This is a genomic window from Variovorax sp. PEI5, from assembly GCF_056679935.1.
On sequence record NZ_JBWXPH010000002.1, the window covers coordinates 147555 to 164834 of the forward strand.

Annotated in this window: 17 protein-coding genes and 1 pseudogene; 7 read left to right on the forward strand and 11 right to left on the reverse strand. The window is 68.9% G+C overall.

Annotated elements, in window-relative coordinates:
* Position 1: 1 nt before the first annotated feature.
* The 9 genes from AC1MLT_RS17165 to AC1MLT_RS17205 form a co-directional block, all read right to left on the reverse strand.
* Entirely contained in the window at positions 2-2134 is a 2133-nt protein-coding gene (locus AC1MLT_RS17165; RefSeq protein WP_481035257.1) for a PAS domain S-box protein, read from the reverse strand.
* A complete protein-coding gene (locus AC1MLT_RS17170; protein ID WP_481035258.1) occupies positions 2127-2861 on the reverse strand; it encodes a response regulator in 735 nt (244 codons plus the stop codon). Before AC1MLT_RS17170 ends, AC1MLT_RS17165 begins: the two co-directional genes overlap by 8 nt.
* A gap of 106 nt (positions 2862-2967) precedes the next feature.
* Positions 2968-3411, reverse strand: a complete 444-nt coding sequence (locus tag AC1MLT_RS17175; protein WP_481035260.1) for a universal stress protein — start codon at positions 3409-3411, stop codon at positions 2968-2970.
* A 108-nt stretch (positions 3412-3519) separates the two neighbouring features.
* Positions 3520-4362 (reverse strand): universal stress protein, encoded by an 843-nt coding sequence (locus tag AC1MLT_RS17180; RefSeq protein ID WP_481035262.1) that lies wholly within the window; start codon positions 4360-4362, stop codon positions 3520-3522.
* Between the two features lie 178 nt (positions 4363-4540).
* Positions 4541-5452 (reverse strand): NAD(P)-dependent oxidoreductase, encoded by a 912-nt coding sequence (locus tag AC1MLT_RS17185; protein WP_481035264.1) that lies wholly within the window; start codon positions 5450-5452, stop codon positions 4541-4543.
* Between the two features lie 90 nt (positions 5453-5542).
* A complete protein-coding gene (locus AC1MLT_RS17190; RefSeq protein ID WP_481035266.1) occupies positions 5543-6007 on the reverse strand; it encodes a cupin domain-containing protein in 465 nt (154 codons plus the stop codon).
* Between the two features lie 67 nt (positions 6008-6074).
* A complete protein-coding gene (locus AC1MLT_RS17195; RefSeq protein WP_481035267.1) occupies positions 6075-7052 on the reverse strand; it encodes a Bug family tripartite tricarboxylate transporter substrate binding protein in 978 nt (325 codons plus the stop codon).
* 112 nt (positions 7053-7164) lie between these two features.
* Positions 7165-7929 carry a TetR/AcrR family transcriptional regulator gene (locus tag AC1MLT_RS17200; protein WP_481035268.1) on the reverse strand — a complete coding sequence of 255 codons (765 nt, stop codon included), beginning with the start codon at positions 7927-7929 and terminating at the stop codon, positions 7165-7167.
* A 53-nt stretch (positions 7930-7982) separates the two neighbouring features.
* On the reverse strand, positions 7983-8951 hold the full coding sequence (locus AC1MLT_RS17205; RefSeq protein WP_481035269.1) for a Bug family tripartite tricarboxylate transporter substrate binding protein: 969 nt from the start codon (positions 8949-8951) through the stop codon (positions 7983-7985).
* 90 nt (positions 8952-9041) lie between these two features.
* Between AC1MLT_RS17205 and AC1MLT_RS17210 the strand changes: the two genes are divergently transcribed.
* Both AC1MLT_RS17210 and AC1MLT_RS17215 read left to right on the forward strand, forming a co-directional pair.
* Complete coding sequence (locus tag AC1MLT_RS17210) at positions 9042-10295, forward strand: LVIVD repeat-containing protein (RefSeq protein WP_481035271.1); 1254 nt, start codon at positions 9042-9044, stop codon at positions 10293-10295.
* A 3-nt stretch (positions 10296-10298) separates the two neighbouring features.
* Positions 10299-11399, forward strand: a complete 1101-nt coding sequence (locus AC1MLT_RS17215) for a CobW family GTP-binding protein (protein ID WP_481035272.1) — start codon at positions 10299-10301, stop codon at positions 11397-11399.
* 120 nt (positions 11400-11519) lie between these two features.
* On the opposite strand, the pseudogene AC1MLT_RS17220 reads toward AC1MLT_RS17215, so the two are convergent.
* Positions 11520-12026, reverse strand: a pseudogene (locus tag AC1MLT_RS17220) (tripartite tricarboxylate transporter substrate-binding protein); the annotation flags it as partial.
* On the opposite strand from AC1MLT_RS17220, the gene AC1MLT_RS17225 reads away from it, so the two are divergent.
* The 5 genes from AC1MLT_RS17225 (at position 12020) to AC1MLT_RS17245 (ending at position 16240) form a co-directional block, all read left to right on the forward strand.
* On the forward strand, positions 12020-12373 hold the full coding sequence (locus AC1MLT_RS17225) for a hypothetical protein (protein ID WP_481035274.1): 354 nt from the start codon (positions 12020-12022) through the stop codon (positions 12371-12373). The pseudogene AC1MLT_RS17220 and the gene AC1MLT_RS17225 sit on opposite strands and share 7 nt — an antisense overlap.
* Positions 12374-12739: 366 nt before the next feature.
* Complete coding sequence (locus AC1MLT_RS17230) at positions 12740-13660, forward strand: type VI secretion system Vgr family protein (RefSeq protein ID WP_481035840.1); 921 nt, start codon at positions 12740-12742, stop codon at positions 13658-13660.
* On the forward strand, positions 13657-14817 hold the full coding sequence (locus AC1MLT_RS17235; protein ID WP_481035275.1) for a M23 family metallopeptidase: 1161 nt from the start codon (positions 13657-13659) through the stop codon (positions 14815-14817). Before AC1MLT_RS17230 ends, AC1MLT_RS17235 begins: the two co-directional genes overlap by 4 nt.
* On the forward strand, positions 14802-15134 hold the full coding sequence (locus AC1MLT_RS17240) for a DUF2515 family protein (RefSeq protein ID WP_481035276.1): 333 nt from the start codon (positions 14802-14804) through the stop codon (positions 15132-15134). The genes AC1MLT_RS17235 and AC1MLT_RS17240 overlap by 16 nt, the downstream gene beginning before the upstream one ends.
* 125 nt (positions 15135-15259) lie before the next feature.
* On the forward strand, positions 15260-16240 hold the full coding sequence (locus AC1MLT_RS17245; protein ID WP_481035278.1) for a hypothetical protein: 981 nt from the start codon (positions 15260-15262) through the stop codon (positions 16238-16240).
* 27 nt (positions 16241-16267) lie between these two features.
* Here AC1MLT_RS17245 and AC1MLT_RS17250 read toward each other — a convergent pair whose 3' ends face one another.
* Positions 16268-17239 carry a Bug family tripartite tricarboxylate transporter substrate binding protein gene (locus AC1MLT_RS17250; protein WP_481035279.1) on the reverse strand — a complete coding sequence of 324 codons (972 nt, stop codon included), beginning with the start codon at positions 17237-17239 and terminating at the stop codon, positions 16268-16270.
* Positions 17240-17280: the final 41 nt, after the last annotated feature.

Below are 17280 nucleotides of genomic sequence, written 5' to 3' on the forward strand. Positions count from 1 at the left end.
CTCAGGCGTGCCCGGCCAGCGCGTTCGCCATGGCGCGCGCCAGCGCCGAGCGCGTGCAGGGCTTGCGCAGCACCTCGCGCCGCCGGCCGGTGGATCGCTCGCCGCCTTCCAGCGCCGGCGAGTAGCCCGACATCAGCAGCACCGCCAGGGCCGGGCGGCGGCGCTGCGCCTCGTCGGCCAGGCCGGTGCCGCGCAGGCCGGCGCCCAGGGCGATGTCGCTGAGCAGCAGGTCGAAGGGCGGTGCCGCCCGGTCCAGCGCCGGCAGGGCCTGCTCGGCCGTGGCGACGGCCAGCACCCGGCAGTCCAGCTGGTGCAGGAAGGTCTCGATGACGGCGCGCACCTCGGCATCGTCCTCGACCAGCAGCACGCGCAGGCCGGGCGGCAGCACCGGCTCGGGGCGGGCCGGGCCGGGCGCGACGCCGTCGCCGGCGCCCTCGGGATCGGCCCGGGGCAGGTAGAGCGTGACCGTGGTGCCCCGCCCCGGTTCGCTGTCGATCGCCACGCTGCCCTGCGACTGGCTGGCGAAACCATGCACCGTGCTCAGGCCGAGCCCGGTGCCGCGTCCGGTCTCCTTGGTGGTGAAGAAGGGCTCGAAGGCGCGTTCCCGGACCGCCTCGGGCATGCCGATGCCGCTGTCGGAGATCGAGAGGGCGACGAAGCCGCCGCCGGATGCGGCCGCGCGGTCCCCGCCATGGCGATCCTCGCGTGGCGCGGCGGGCAGGGGGTCGCGGATCCGGCTGGCGAAGCGCAGCGTGCCGCCCTCGGGCATGGCGTCGCGGGCGTTGATGGCGATGTTCAGGAGCGCCGATTCCAGCTGGCCCGGGTCGGCCCGCACGTGGAGCCGCTGCGGCGCCGCCTCGATCTCGATGCGGATGCGCTGGTCGAGCGTGCGGCGCAGCATGCCGGCGAGCGAGTGCAGCAGCGCCTGCGTGTCGACGGCGACGGGCTGCAGCACCTGCCGCCGGGAGAAGGCCAGCAGCTTGCCGGTGAGCTCCGCGCCGCGCCGCGAGGCGCGGGTGGCGGCGCCCAGCAGCTGCCGGGCCTGGGCGTCGTGCACCAGCTCCGGCAGTTCCTGCAGCACCTGCAGGTTGCCCTGGATCACGGTCAGCAGGTTGTTGAAGTCGTGCGCGATGCCGCCGGTGAGCCGGCCGACGCTCTCCAGCCGGCGCGCGTGGTGCAGTTCCTCCTCGGTCTGCACGCGCTGCAGGCTGGTGACCAGCAGGCTGGAGAGCGCTTCCAGGAAGCGCACCTCCTCGTCGCCGAAGCGCCCCGGGGTGGTCGATCGCGCCAGCAGCAGGCCGGTCACGCGGCCCATGTCGTTGAGCGGCACCGCGATCGCGCTGCGCAGGGACGCATCGAGACAGGCGCGCGGCACCGGGAAGCGGTCCTCGGTGGCGTAGTCCGCCGTCAGCACCGGCTCGCCCCGGGCGCACAGGTAGCCCGCCGGCGTGCCGGGATCGTTGGCGACGCGCGCGCCGACCTCCTCGCCCGCGACCGCGCCGACACCGCTGGCGATCTGGAAATCGCGGCGATCGCGGTCCAGCAGCCAGACCGCCGCCACCTCCACCTGCAGCGCCGCGGCCATGATCTCCGGCACGTGCCGCAGCATGTTCTGCAGATCGCGCGTGTCGACCGCCAGCCGGCCGAGCTGCGCCAGGTGCTCGCTGTAGCGGGCGCGCCGCAATGCCTGCCGCACGCGCGGATAGACGCCGATGTCGCGGATGGCGGCGACGATGAACAGCTGGCCGCGATCCTGCACCGGACTCAGCGCGATCTCGACCATCACCACGCCGCCATCCTTGCGCTTGGCCATCAGCTCGGTGTGGGTGCCCATGGGGCGCGGACGCGGCGCGCGGCCATAGGCCTCGCGGTCGGCGGCGTGGCGTGGGCGGATGCCGTCGGGCACCAGCGCGTCCACGTTCAGGGTCAGCAGTTCCGCCTCGGTGTAGCCCAGCAGCGCGGCGGCCGAGGGATTGGCCAGCAGGATGCGCCCGGATCGGTCCACCACCAGCAGCGAGTCGGGGTAGGCGAAGAACAGCGCGCGGAAGATGCTGCCCTCGGCCACCTCCGAGGGCAGGTCGCGCATCGGTCCGGCGCGCCAGGCCTGCGGGTCGTGCGCGACCTCGTCAGCCATGCAGCACCGCTGGCACCAGGATGTAGCCCGCGCCCCGGACCGACTTGATGAGGCGCGGCGCTTCGATGTCGACCTCGATCTTGCGGCGCAGCCGGCCGACCTGGACATCGATCGTGCGGTCGAAGGGGCCGCTCTCGCGCCGGCGGGTCTGCGCCAGCAGGAAGTCGCGCGACAGCACGCGACCGGGATGGCGCGTGAAGGTCCGCAGCAGGTCGAACTCGCCACCGGTCAGGCGGACCTCCTCGCCCCGCGGGTTGAGCAGGCTGCGCGCGGCGAGGTCGAGCTGCCAGCCGGCGAAGCGCAGCCGGTCCTCCGATCCCGCCATGCCCGCCTGGCTGGCCGGTGGCATCGATGCCACCGTCAGGCGCCGCAGCACGGCCTTCACGCGCGCCACCAGTTCGCGCAGGTCGAAGGGCTTGGTCACATAGTCGTCGGCCCCCACCTCCAGCCCGACCACCTTGTCCACCGCGTCGCCCCGGCCGGTGACGATGACCAGGCCGCAACCCCAGTTCTCGCGGATCCGCCGCGCGATGGCGAAACCATCCTCCCCGGGCAGGCCCAGGTCGAGCAGCACCAGATCGGCCGGATCGCGCGCCATGAGTTCGGTCAGCGCGGCGCCGCCGTGCAGTTGCGTGACGCGGAAGCCATGGCTCTGCAGGTAGCCGGCCAGCAGCACCGTGATGTCGACCTCGTCGTCCAGGACCGCGATGTGAGGGGCGTCGTTCATGCGGTGGGAACCCGGTAGGGACCTCCATTGAATTAACCATTTTGGGTTAATTCAATGGGGTGACGCAAGTCGGGACGTCCCCCGCCCGCCGGATCGGCACTCGGATTCAGCGCAGGATCAGCACCGGCAGCTCGGTGTGCGTGAGCACATGCTGGGTCTCGCTGCCCAGCAGCAGCTTGCGGATGCCCTTGCGGCCATGCGAGGCCATCACGATCAGATCGCTGCCGTGCTTGCGGGCCGCGGCCAGCAGCGCGTCGGCCACGTGGTCGGAGCTGACGGTCTCCGTGGTCACGCGGGTGCCGGCGGCCGCGCCGGCGCGCGCGACGGTCTCGAGCATGGCCTGCGCGTCGTCGGCCCAGCGCTTCTCGGTGCGCGCGATCTCCTCGGGCGAATAGGTCATCGCGCCGTCGAGGAAACTCATCGGATAGCGGGGCACCACCGTCAGCGCCACGACCTCGGCGCCCTCCCGGCGGGCCAGCGACAGGGCGGCATCGACGGCCTTCAGCGACAGCGCCGAGCCGTCGGTCGCGACGAGGATCTTGTGGAACATGGGGGAGTCCTTCGGGCGTTTGCGGTGGAGCCCCCAGCCTAGGCCCGTGACCGGCCGACGGCCTTGATCCAGGTCAAGCCTCGGGTCCGGCGACCCTCCGGGGAGGGCTCAGCGCATCGCCAGCACGACGGTGCGCGCCCGGGTCAGCACGGTGCGCGTGGCCTCGTCGCAGGCCAGCCGGCGCAGGCGCTCGCGCTCGGAGCAGCCCATGACGATCAGCTGCGCGGCGACGTCGTGGGCGACCTGCAGCAGGTCGTCCCCGGTCAGCGCGGCGCGCAGGGGCGGATGCCGGTGGTCGATGCTCACGCCATGCAGTTTCAGAAAACTCTCGATGTCGAGTCCGGGCTGCGGCGGGTCGTGGGGTGTCGCCGGCCAGGTGCCCACCAGCAGGATCTCGCTGGCCTGCCGCATGAAGGGCAGGGCCGCGACGAGTGCCTGCGCCGTGGCGCGGGTCTCGCGCCAGGCGATCAGCACCCGCGCCGGCCGGGCGACCACCAGGCCGTGGCGCGGAATGATCAGCACCGGCCGCCCGCTCTCCGTCAGGACCGCTTCGACGAAGCCCTCCGGCAGGTCGGCGGCGGCGGCGTCGCGGGGATCATGCTGGCCCAGCACCACCAGATCCGACAGCCAGGCGCGGCGCGCCACCGCGGCCACGACCGGTTCGTGCCAGGCATGCGTCCAGGAGGCGGCCGGCACGCCGGTGCCCTGCAGGCGCTCGAACGCGGCCAGCGTCCGGGCCCGCTGCCGCGCGTGCCGGTGCAGGTGCAGGGCCAGCCGATGGGCGTCCAGGCCGATCTCGCTCCAGGCCAGCGACAGGCGCGGCGGCGAGACCGCGAATAGGACGTCGAGCCGGGCACGATGGGCGGCCGCCAGTTCGTGCGCGATGCGCAGGCGGACCTCCGCGCAGGCCGTGGCGTCGAGATGGACCAGGATGGAACCGAGAGCGGCCACGGTGGGGAGGAAGGATGGGGTCGTACCGGCCCCGCGCGACGCGCCGGTCCTTCGAGACTTCGAGAGGGTCGGCGCGAGGCCGGGGAGACGCCTGCGATTGTCCCGGCGCCCCGGCGTCGCCACCTTGCGCTGGCGCAAGACGGCGGCGCCCGTCGTGGCGGTGGGCGGAAGCGGCCGCCTACTCCGATCGCGCCGATGGCTCGTGGCTCGACATCCGCTCCAGCACGTGGAAGACGGCGGCGGTGTCGGCATCGCCCAGGCCCATGCCCATGGCGGCGTTGTAGATGGGGATCGCGGCATTGAAGAGCGGCGCGGGCACCCGGCCCTCGGCCAGCGCGGCGACGATCAGCGCGATGTCCTTCTGCCAGGTCGACACCTTCATGGTGGCCTGGTCCCAGGTGCGATGGCTCATCAGCGGGCCGCGCACCTCCAGCATGCGGGAGCCGCCGGCGCCATCGGACAGGACCGCGATCGCCGTGTCGAGGTCGATGCCCATGCGCCGGCCCAGCAGCAGCGCCTCGGCCGTCGAGAGGTTGTGGATCGACACCAGCAGGTTGGCCATCAGCTTCATGTGCATGCCCTTGCCGAAGCCGCCGATCACATGGGTCGCGCGCGCGAAGGCATCGAGCACCGGCCGCACCGCCGCGATGGCCGCCGCGTCGCCGCTGGCATAGACCGCGAGGTCGCGCGTGACCGCCTGGGCGCCGGTGCCGGAGATCGGGCAGTCCAGCAGGACGATGTCGCGCGCCCTCAGCGCGTCGTGCGCGCGCTGCTTGGCGGCCACCGCCAGCGTGCTGGTCTCGATCACGACCAGCCCGGGAGTGCCGGCGGCCAGGATGTCGGCGACGAGGTCGTCGAGCACGCGCTCGCCCGGCAGCGACAGCAGCAGCACGTCGGCCGCGCGGATCACCGACGCTGCGTCCGGCAGGGCCCGCCCGCCATCGGCCGCGAGTTGCCGCCGCGCCGCCGCCACGGGGTCGTAGCCGCTCACCTCGAAGCCGCCACGGATCAGGTTGGCCGTCATGGCCGAGCCCATGATCCCCAGGCCCAGCACGCCCACCCTGCGGAGCGCCGTCGTCGTCGATGTCAAGTCGTTCTCCCGACCGTCACGCCGAGGCGCGCCGGTGATCCATTGATAAATTGAAGATCATACGTGAGGGCGGCGGCGTCATCGATGGCGTCAGACGTCGAAATGACCCCCCGTGGCGCGGCCGTCGACGGCCTGGCCATGGATGCCATGCGACAGGTCCTTGACGGTGAAGAAGACCACGTCCTCGTCGGCGGTGGCGACGGTGGAGTGCACGATGTGGGCCGGGAAGTACAGCACCGTGCCGGGGCCGCAGAGCTGCTCGGGCTGGTCGCCGACCTTCACGCGCAGCGTGCCCTTGACGATGAAGTTCCACTGCTCGTTGGGATGGGTGTGCGGCCGCGCGCCGGTGCCCCGGGCCTTCTGGATCAGTCCGACCTGCATGCGCTCGCCCTCGACCACCGGGCCGAAGGCGGTCGAGTAGCCACGGCCGGCGTCCATGCCGGCCATCTCCTGGAGGTTGAAGATGTAGCGGCCGTCGCCGGCGACCACCGCGCCTTCGTTCCTGGCCTTGGCGAGCGGGATGTCGGCGGTGGGGGACTGCTGTGGGGTGGTCATGGTGTTCTCCTGAAGGATGCGGGTCGCGGCCCGCGGACGGGTGGGGGTGCCGGATGCGGCGCGACGCTCATTCGAGCGCGATGCCGGCGTCCTTGACGAGCTTCTCGAAGCGCGCGTATTCGGTCCTGACGAAGGCCGAGAACTCGGCCGGCGAATCGCCGACCGCCTCGGCTCCCTCGAGGGCGAAGCGCTCCCTGATCTCCGGTGACCTGACGATCAGCGCCGTCTCCTTCTGCAGGCGGTCGACGATGTCCCGGGGCGTGCCGGCCGGCGCGAAGAGGCCGAACCAGGAACTGATCTCGTAGCCCGGCAGGCCGGCCTGCGCGATGGTCGGCAGGCCCGGGACGCTGGCCGAGGGCTGCGCCGATGTCAGGGCGATGGCGCGCAGCCGCCCGGCCTTGACGTGCGGCAGCACGGCCACGATGGGCGCGAACATCATCTGCACCTCGTTGGCGAGCAACGCGTTGACCGCCGGGCCGGCGCCCTTGTAGGCCACGTGCACCATCTGCACGCCGGCCATGCCGTTGAACATCTCGCCGGCCAGGTGGCTGGGCGCGCCACTGCCGGCGGAGGCGAAGTTGAGCGTGCGCGGCTGGCTGCGCGCCAGCGCGATCAGCTCCTTGACGCTGGTCACGGGCACCTGTGGATGAACCACCAGGATGTTGGGCACCAGGGCCACCAGGCTGACCGGCGCGAAGTCGGTCAGCGTGTCGTAGCCGACCTTCCTGTAGAGATGCGGCGCGATGGCCACGCTGGTCGACTGCGCCATCAGCAGCGTGAGGCCGTCCGGTGGCGCCTTGGCCACCATGCCGGCGCCGATCGTGCCCGAGGCGCCGGCCTTGTTCTCGATCACGATCGGCTGGCCGAGCGCCTGGCCCAGCGGCACCATCAGGATGCGCGAGAAGAAGTCGGCCGCGCCGCCCGCCGCCGATGGCACGATCAGGCGCACCGGCCGCTCCGGGTAGGGCGCGGCGGCGGCCCGGAGCGTGGGAAGCGTGGCCAGCAGGCCGGCGAGCAGCAGCGCGATCGGTCGGGCGAGTCTCATGGCGTCTCCTTGTTCTTCCCCGATCGACCCCAATTAATTGAGCAATCGATCAAAAAAGGATCGTAGCGCCCGCGCGATGTTTGGCGTCGAGGGTTATCCCGCGCGGGACGCGCTACTTGCCGGCCGTCGACTTCGCCGCTGCCGCGCGCTTGCGGGCCGGGGCGGCCGGGAGGGCCGGCGTCGTCGTGCCCTGCTGGCGGGCGACCAGCCTGGGCAGCGTGACGCGCGCGCCGGCGAGGAAGTTGCCCACCGCCATCCGGACCTTCTCGTCGAAGCTGATGGCCATGGGCGACTGGTAGATCGTCTCGCGGATGGCGGTGTAGAACAGGCCGTCGTGCAGGGTCCAGTAGAACTCGATCTCCTGCTCCGAGATCTCGATGTCGGTCTGCGTGATGCCGCAGTGGACGCGCAGTTCCTGGCAGCACGGGATCAGCAGTTCCTTCTTCAGCAGCTGCAGGTAGCGACGGTTGAGGTCGCTGCTCTCCAGGCCGGCGAACATGTAGATCCGGATCCATTCGGGCTGGTAGGTGGCGCGGGCGTAGTCCTGGTAGAACTGGATCAGGCGCGTCTCCAGCGGCGTCGTCCGGTCGCGCAGCGCGACGATCCATTGCGGCTGCCAGCGCCCCATGAACACGTGCACGTAGACCTTGTCGATCAGGTCCTTCTTGGACTTGAAGTAGCGATAGAGGAGAGGCTGCGTGATGCCCAGGCGGCGCGAGAGTTCGCGCGTCTGGCCGGCGAAGCCCATCTCGGAGAAGTAGCGGATGGCGCCATGGAGGATCTGCTGCTGGCGCTCTTCGGCGCGCAGTCGCGGTTTCTTGACGCGCTCGGCCGGGACCGGCGGCGGCGTCGGGAGGGATTTGGAGGAGGTGACCACGGGCGCCATTAAACTCCAGCGCCCCGCGGCGGCGCCCGCGCCGCGCCGCCGTCTCAGTCGGCCTTGATGCCCTGCTCGCGGATGATCCGGCCGAACTTCGCGGTCTCGGCGGTGTTGAAGGCCTGCAGCTCCGCCGCCGACGAATGCAGCGCATCGACGCCCAGCTCGCCGAAGCGGCGCACCAGTTCGGGGTCGACCATGATCCGGTCGATCGCCGCCTTGTACTGGTCGACCACCGGACGCGGCGTCGCCGCCGGCAGGTACACGCCCCAGGAGTTCAGCGCGACGATGTCGCTCATGCCCTTCTCGGCGAAGGAGGGGACGTCGGGCAGCATCGCGAAGCGCTTCTCGCTGGTCACGGCCAGCGGCCGCAGGGTGCCGGCCTTGATGTGCTGCATCACCGCCTGCGGATCGGCCGCCACCATGTCGATCATCCCCGCGAGCAGGTCGTTGACGGCCGCGATGCCGCCCTTGTAGGGCACGTGCTGCATCCTGACCTTCGCTGAATGGTTGATCATCTCGCCCACCAGCTGCGCCATGTTGCCGGCGCCGCCGGAGCCGAAGTTCAGCGGCTGGGTGCGCGCCGCGGCGATCAGGTCGTCCAGCGTCCGGTAGGGCGACTTGGCGTTGACCACCAGCACGCAGGGGCCGGTGGCGATCAGCGAGACCGGCTGGAAGTCCTTCCTCAGGTCGAAGGGCACCTTGGAGAGCAGCGGCGTGATGAGCGAGGGCCCCATGTTGCCCATCAGGAAGGTGTAGCCATCGGCCGGCTGGCGCGCCGCGTACTCGGTGCCGATGGCGCCGGCGGCGCCGGGACGGTTCTCGATCAGTACGGTCTGCTTCCAGAGCTCCCCCAGCTTCTGCCCCATGAGCCGCCCCATGACATCGGAGGCGCCGCCGGGCGGATAGGTCACGACCAGCCGCACGGGCTGGGACGGAAAGGTCTGCGCCACGGCCGGCAGCGCCAGCGCGGCCATCACGAAAACACCCATGGCAATGCGAGCGCAATGCTTGAAGCTCATGTCCTTGTCTCCTGCCGGTGGCCGGCTCTCGGTCTTGTAGTGGCAATGGACTATATACTATCGATCGATAAATTAGAAACAGGAGCAACCATGACGATGTTGGACATGCCGGCGCAGGCCGGGCGCGCGGACCAGACGCTGGCCCACAACATGAAGCTGCTGGCGCACCACGAGCTGGGCGGCTTCGGGGGTCTGGGCGAGGGCATCGCCATGCAGCAGACCGACGACGGCCGGCGCATCCTCTGGCTGGCGCACGAGTCGGCGCCGAAGAACTTCACCGGCGTCGATGTCACCGATCCGCGGCAGCCGCGGATGGTGGTGCAGACCGAGCTGCCGCACATGAAGGTGCGTTCCAACTCGCTGGACGTGGTGGGCAACGTGATGGCGGTGGCCTACCAGGTGGTGGAGCCCGGCATGAAGCCGGCGGGCTTCGAGCTGTTCGACATCAGCGTGCCGGAGGAGCCGCGCCTGCTGTCGCACTTCGACTGCTCCGGCCCCTGCTCGCGCGGCGTGCACGCGCTGTGGTTCGTCGACGGCAAGACGGTGCACATGGCCAGTGGCGCGCCGGACTTCGAGCCGCACAACCAGCGCGACGACCAGTTCTACCGGATCATCGACGTCAGCGATCTCACGCGGCCGGTGGAGGCCGGGCGCTGGTGGATGCCCGGCACGCGCAAGGGCGACACCGTGCCGCAGCCGCCGCGCCTGCCGCCCCGGTTCGACACGGGCTTTCGCGCCCACAACACCAATGTGTTCCCGCAGCGGCCCGATCGCGCCTTCGTCGGCTACATCGACGGCGGGGCGGTGGTGCTGGACATTTCGGACCCGGCCGACATCAAGGTGGTCTCCAAGTGGAACCACTCGCCGCCGTTCAATGGCTTCACCCACACGGTGCTGCCATTGTTCGATCGCGGGCTGTGGATCGTCACCGACGAATGCGTGCAGGACGATGGCGCCGACTGGCCCAAGCTGGTCTGGGTGGTCGATGCCCGCTCGGAGGCCAATCCGTTGCCCATCAGCACCTTCCCGATGCCGCCGCCCGAGCAATTCAAGCGGCGCGGAGGCCGCTTCGGCGCCCACAACCTGCACGAGAACCTGCCGCTGCCGGTGTCCTTCCAGTCCGATACGCTGATGATCGGCACCTTCTTCAACGGCGGCGTGCGGGTCTACGACACCACCGATCCCTATCGCGTCGAGGAGGTCGCCTACTACGTGCCGGGCGCGCCCAAGCTGTCGCCGGCCGGCGCCATCCAGCTCAACGACGTCTATGTCGACGACCGCCGCATCGTCTACACCGTCGACCGCTTCGCCGGCGGGCTGTACATCCTCGAGATGACGGTCTGAGCCGTGGCGGCGTTCGAACGCGACGCGCTGGCCGGCAAGCTGCCGGTGACCCTGATCACCGGTTTCCTCGGCAGTGGCAAGACGACCCTGATCGCGCGCCTGCTCAGGCATCCGGGGATGAACCGGGTGGCGGTGGTGATCAACGAGGTCGGCGAGATCGGCATCGACCACGACCTGGTCACGATGTCGTCGGAGAACGTCAGCCTGCTGGCCAACGGCTGCCTGTGCTGCACCGTGCGCACCGACCTGCAGGACACCCTGCGCGAGCTGTTCGGCCAGCGGCGCGCCGGCCAGATCCCGGATTTCGATCGCGTGGTCATCGAGACCACCGGCCTGGCCGATCCCGCGCCGGTGATCCAGACCCTGGCCAGCGACACCATGCTGGGGGCGCAGTACCGGCTCGACGGCGTGGTCACGCTGGTCGACGCGGTCAATGGCGCCGGTCAGCTGCGCGAGCAGCCCGAGGCGGCCAAGCAGGCGGCGGTGGCCGACCTGATCGTGGTCTCGAAGGAGGATCTCGCCACGCCCGGGCAGGTCGCGGCGCTGGTGGCGTCGCTGCGGGAGATCAACGCCCACGCCGCCGTCCGGCACAGCGTGATGGGCGAGATCGAGCCCGCCGAGCTGGTCGGCCTGGGGCTGGGCAGTTCCCGCGCCGGGCCGGGCACGCTGCGCTTCCTGGGCGAGCTGGAGCCGGCGGCCGCGCCCGCCGGGGCGCCGGGCGAGGGCAGTGGCGATGGCGACGGCGACGGCGACGGCGGCGCCTACCTGGGTGGCCGCCTGCCCAACCGGCACGATCCCGCCATCCGCACGTTGAGCCTGCGTTTCGACGAGCCCTTCGACTGGCGCACCTTCGCCGCCGCGCTGGACCTGCTGATCGGCCTGCGCGGGACCGACCTGCTGCGCCTGAAGGGCATCGTCAATGTCGAGGGCGAACCGGTGGTGGTGCAGGGCGTGCAGCATGTCATGCATCCGGCGGTCAAGCTCGATCGCTGGCCCAGCGACGACCGGCGCTCGCGGCTGGTCTTCATCACCCGGCGCATCGAGGAGCGGACCATCCGCGCATTGTTCGACGCCGTCGGAGCGGTCGGCGCGACGCGGGTCTGAGGCCGACGCCGATCCGGCCCGTTCGACCTGTTCGGCCTTCACGCCCGAGTCGGCCACCACCTTGCTCCAGTGCGTCGCTTCCTTCGCGACGCAGGACCTGAACCGGTCCGGGCCGCCGGGCGTGCCCACCTCGACATGCCGATGTTCCCGCCCGCTGCGCACGGTGGGATCGGCCAGGGCCTGGTTCAGATGCCCGTTGAGCCGCTTCACGACCTCGGCCGGCGTGCCGGCGGCGGCGAACAGGCCGAACCATCCCTCCCGCACCACCGAGGGGGAGTTCAGTTCCTTGAAGGTCGGCACATCGGGGAAGAAGCGGCTGCGCTGGTTCGAGGCCACCGCCAGCGGCCTGAGCCGGCCGGCCGCGAAGTACGGCGCCACCGCGCCCGCCATGCCCCGATGCCCCGATGCCCGTCGAGCCATAGGTGACGGGGCTGGAGCCGGCGGGCGCGAGCAGGGCCCCCAGGGTGCCCGGTCCGTCGGTCGGCACGACCAGCACGCTGGCCGAACCGCCGATGAAGCCGAGGGGAGCGAAGTCCGCCACCGGGTCGTAGGGTCGGGCCTGGTTGTCGACGACGTCGGTGCCCAGGGCGACGCCGGGGCGCGCGGCGACCCGTCGCGCAATGCCATCGGTCGCGCCCCCGGCCGGGCCCGCCACGACGATGGTGATCGGCCGGCCGGTGGGCGTTCACGGTCTTGTGCGGATCGGTGACGCGCTCGAAGCCCAGCCGCAGCTCGCCGGCGCCGTTCAGGCTCGCATCGTGGATGCAGTCGAGGTCGGCGATGGTATGCCGTGGTCGATGCGCGGGCGGTCGATGCTCGCGCCGAGCCTCGGCTCGTCCGCCCCGGCGTTCCGCGGGAACCCGACGATGCGCCGGATCTTGGGCTCGTCGATGACGCGGGACGCGCATGCGGGCCGGGACGAGGCAGAGGCCAAGGTGGATCCGCTGCCACTGCGGTCCGCTCCTACGAAATGACACAAATCTCGATGTCCGCGCGGTCGTTGCTGGCGATCGCCGGGTGATTCGGCCCCATGACCGTGAGGGAGCGCTCGGCTCGATGCAGGGCCGAAGCTGGAGGTCATGTGAGCGCGGAGCCCGATGGATGCTTGCTTCCGGCAGAGCGGAAGCACAGGCATGTCGTCCGAGAAGGATCGCCTCACATATGATGTGCGCGTCTCCTCATTTTCGAGGGCGAAGCAATTGCTTCGAGAGTATGCCAAAACTTCTTTAATTTATGCAAGATTTAGTGAATGGATGTAACTCCAAGTTCACGAGTCGTCATCGGATGAGGTGTCTCCGGAGGCGTCGATGACTCTTTTCCATGCCCCCCGAGCCTTGACGGTGCGAAGCGCGGCGATCCCCGAAGTGGCCGGCGCGCCGGCGCTGGTGCCGCTGAAGCTGGCGGGCCGCGAGGGCGTCAACAGCCTGTTCGAGTACCGATTGATCCTGCAGACGCCCGACGCGTACAACTTCAAGGCTGGCGAGGGGGCGAACTTCGATCTGGACGCCTTCATCGGCCTGGAGCTCACCTGCGGCATCGAGCTCGAAGGCCATGGCAGCTTTGTGCCCGGGATGCCGGGTGGGATGGGTGCCAACCAGGGGGCGGGCGAGCGTGAGATCTCCGGGCTCATCACGCGGGCACGCTTCATCGGCGAGAGCAGCCGCCACGCCTTGTACGAGTTCACGCTGCGGCCCTGGCTGCACCTGGCCACGCTGACGACCGACTGCCGGGTCTATCAGGACCAGAGTCCCGTCGAGATCATCGAAGCGGTGCTCGCGCGCTATGCCTTCGCCGCCGACCGGCGGCTCATCGAGACGTATCCGCGCCGCGACTACACCGTCCAGTACAACGAGAGCGACTTCGAGTTCATCACCCGCCTGATGCAGGAGTGGGGGATCAACTATCACTTCGAGCATTCGGGCGGGGTGCACCGACTGGTCTGGAGCGACCACAAGGGGGCGTTCCAGCCGACTGGCACTGGCACCGGCCCTAGGACCAGCACGAGTACTGGTCCCGGCGATAGCGCCGGCACCGGCATCGGCACCAATGCCAACGCTCACCACCGCATCCCGTTCTACCCACTGGGCCACAAGATCGATCGGGAATACATCCACGGCTTCGGTCCCACCGACGCTCTCACCACCCGCGGCAGCTACGGCAGCCGAGACTACGACTACGACTACACCCGACCGCGCGCCATCCTGGATGCGCACGCCTACGTATCGCAGCTTATTCCGCCTCCTTCTGAGCGACGCCCATGATCATCAGCCCGCCTTTCCTGCCCGATCGAGCCCAACTCAGCGAAGAAGCCTGGCTCGACATCGCGATGGCGCAACCGCTCTCGCGCCTGAGCAGCACGGGCGCCCCGGAAGGCTCCTTTCCGCTGAGCCTGAGGCTCGCCTGGCACAACGGCCTGCACATCCAGGCGCCGCAGCCCGACGGCAGTTACCTGCCCGTGCGCGCCATCGCCGATGGCAAGGTCGTCTACGTGCATGCGCCCACGACGCCCAACGCCGACGTCACGCACGCGCTCAACTACAACCCCTTCGGCGATGGCACGCCGAGCGCGGCGTGGACCAGCGACGGCTTCGTCGTCATCCGCCACACGACCGAGATCGGCGCGGCCGGCACCACCCCGACCGAAGTCAGTTACTTCAGCGCGTACATGCACCTGAGTCACATCGCGAACTGCCCGAAGCGCCATGCGCCATGGGAAGCCGGCGATGACATCCACCGCAAGGACGAACTCGGAGCACCCGGGCGGATCTATGGCCACGGCGGCCAGATCCACTTCGAAATCTGCTGCGACGAAGCCAATCTGCGCCAGTTCGTCCCGCGTGCGCCGGCCTGGACCGATCCGTTGGCGCCTGTGGCGCCCAGCGCCGACGGGCGCACCGACAGTGTCTTCGGCAGCATGTATGTCTACCTGCCGGCCGGAACGCCCACCAGCATCACGCCGCCGAGTCTTCACGTCCGCGCGGCCACCAGTGTGGGCGCGCCCGCATTGCCACAGCCCCAATGGGTGCAGATCACGTATGACATGGGCAGCGCAATCCTCGGCAGCCACACCCCATCGGGTGAGCCGATCGGCAAGCGTTGCCATGCGAAGGACTTCGAATACAACCTGTACGCCAAGGCCAACGAACGCCACGGCAGTCTGGACGCCACCACCCAGGCCCTCAGCAGTCCCAGCGGCTGGTACGAGTTGCTGCGCTTCGGGCGCAACCTGGGTCCCGACCCGTTGCCGGCCCATGCGGCCCATTGGCGCGAGATACCCACCGCCACAGGCACCGTCTGGGCGGACCTGAATGCCGAGGGAACCTTCAAGTTCAGCGATGCCGATTTCCCGGCGTTCAAGGGCTGGAACTGCTTCGACGACGATGGCAGCACGAGCAAAAAATCGTGTTGCAGCCTCTGATCTATGACGACGAGGAATTTGCCTGGTGGCTGCGGCAGCAGCGCAAAGCCTGGGTGAAATGGGCATCGCCGACCCTGCAACTCGTGTTCGCGGCAGCATGCGACACCGATGATCCGGAATTGAAGTCCGTCGCACCGGATGACATGGTGCTCGAAAATTTCAAATCCCGATTTTTCTGGATCGAAAAAGCGGCGAATAAATACCATGGCTTGATGCAAAAACGACAACTCGATATGGAAGCAGAGCTTCAGATCATCGCATCTTGGATCGACATCAACGACCGAGCGCCTCGCCCTATTCCACCCATGATGCGTTGATCGCCGTGGCTCCTCTCATCGTTCGTCTCATTGTCGGATTTCTGGCGTGTCTGGCATGTGCTGGGTGCACACGTCAATCTCCAGAGCCTGCGGCATGTCCTGCCGACTTACCAAAGCATCACACCATGAAGCAAGAAGTCATATTGCGTCTTGGCTTAAGCGGTCAAGATCTTTCCATTGCACTGGGGCAAGAAAATGTTCTCACAACCAAGCAGCCAATGGATGTGAATTTCTATGATCTGAATTGGCCTATTGCGCGTCCCGGGAAAATCAACGTGATTCACGGAATTCACAGCTTTTCAGTGAATCATGCTCTCGGTGTGATGGGGACAGAAGACCTGCGTTTGCCTGGTGGTATGCAACAATTGGATTTCAGTTTTGGCGTCACCGCTGCTGATTTGATTCCGCATGATGAGGCCCGCCTGGAGATCATGGCCCTTCTCAAACGTTTGCAAGATGCAGGCTGGCGGCAGAACTATTACTTCAGCGCGGCCCGCATCAAAGGGCGCAGCACGCTGAAGAAGTCGAGTTCTCTGGATGTTCGCTACGCCCCTACCTTCGAGGAATGGATGTCCCTGGACGATGCCGGTTGGAAACTGCAAGCCAATGGCGTATTCATGGATATCTCCATGCACCGCGATGGCGATCGGATGGACCCATCGTGGCCCGGTGCCTACATCATGTCCATGACGCTCGAAACGGAAGAGCAATACATGCGTAGTCACTTCTCAGAGCAAGACCGCGACAACTGGAAGGCTCTGTGGCCCGAGTTCTCCAAGGTATTGAAGAAGTCTCGCGCACGGAAAGAAGCCGAGTCGCGAGCGCAAGGCCTGGAAATAGACACTGATTACCAGGACCCTCCGATCCTGGCGTTGCAGGCACCGGTCGTCAGTCTGCGTGTGGACCAACCCTGTTCGAGAAGCGGCTGGTGGCAAGCCATGCCGCCGCCAAGTCATCCGGCGGCCCATCTCCTGATGAAAGCTCCTCAAAGGTGGCGACTGGTCCGTGCGGGTGAGCCCATGCCCCGGATGTATTCGCGCCTCATGTTCGACTCCGCCGATGCAGACAATGCCGCCATCACATGGGTGTGGGTGCGTGAAGCATGAGGCCGACTCGGAAATCGAGCTTCGCACCTAGTCCGCCTTGATGTCCTGTTCCCTGACGATCTTCGCGTAGCGCGCCGTCTCGGCGGCGACGAAGGCGCGCAGTTCGTCGGGCGTCGAGTGCATCGGCTCGGCGCCCATCTCGGCCAGGCGGGTCTTGAGCTCCGGATCGTCCATGGCCTTGACCAGCGCCTTGCCGAAGGTGTCGGCGATCGGCTTGGGCACGCCGGCGGGCAGCCAGATGCTCCACAGGTTCGCGCCGACCAGGTCCTTGTAGCCGCTCTCGGCGAAGGTCGGCACATCGGGCAGCAGCGGGCTGCGTTGGGCGCCGGTGTAGGCGATGGCGCGCAGCCGGCCGCCGCGCAACTGCGGCAGCGCGGCCGGCGGATCGACCGCGATCATGTCGAGCTGGTTGGCCAGCACGTCGTTGAGCGCCTGCACGCCGCCCTTGTAGGGCACGTGGGTGATGCGGATGCCGGCGGCCTGGTTGAGCATGGCGCCGGTGAAGTGGGCGAAGGTCCCCAGGCCGCCGGAGCCGTAGTTGAGCTTGTCCGGCTGGGCCTTGGCCGCCGCCACGATGTCGGCCACGGTGCGATGGGGCGAGGCGGCATTCACCACCAGCACGGCCGGCCCGGTCGCGATCAGCGACACCGGCATGAAGTCCTTCGCCATGCTGTAGGGCACCTTGGTGATGAGCGGCTGCGTGATGGCCGAGCCCAGTGTGCCGATGGTGAAGGTGTAGCCGTCGGCCGGCTGCTTGGCGGCGTAGACCATGCCGATGGCGCCACCCGCGCCGGGCCGGTTCTCGATCACCACCGGCTGGCCGATGGCCTCGCCCAGCTTCAGGCCGAAGATGCGTGCCAGCGCGTCGGAGGCCCCGCCGGGCGGGAAGTTGACGATGAACTTCAGCGGCGCCGAGGGATAGGGGTCCTCGGCCATCGCGGCCAGGGGCGCGGCCGCGGTCGCGGCCAGCAGGGTGCACAGCAGGAGGCGTCTCGTCATGGCTTGTCTCCGACGGATTCTTCTGGTTCCGGCCGGGAACG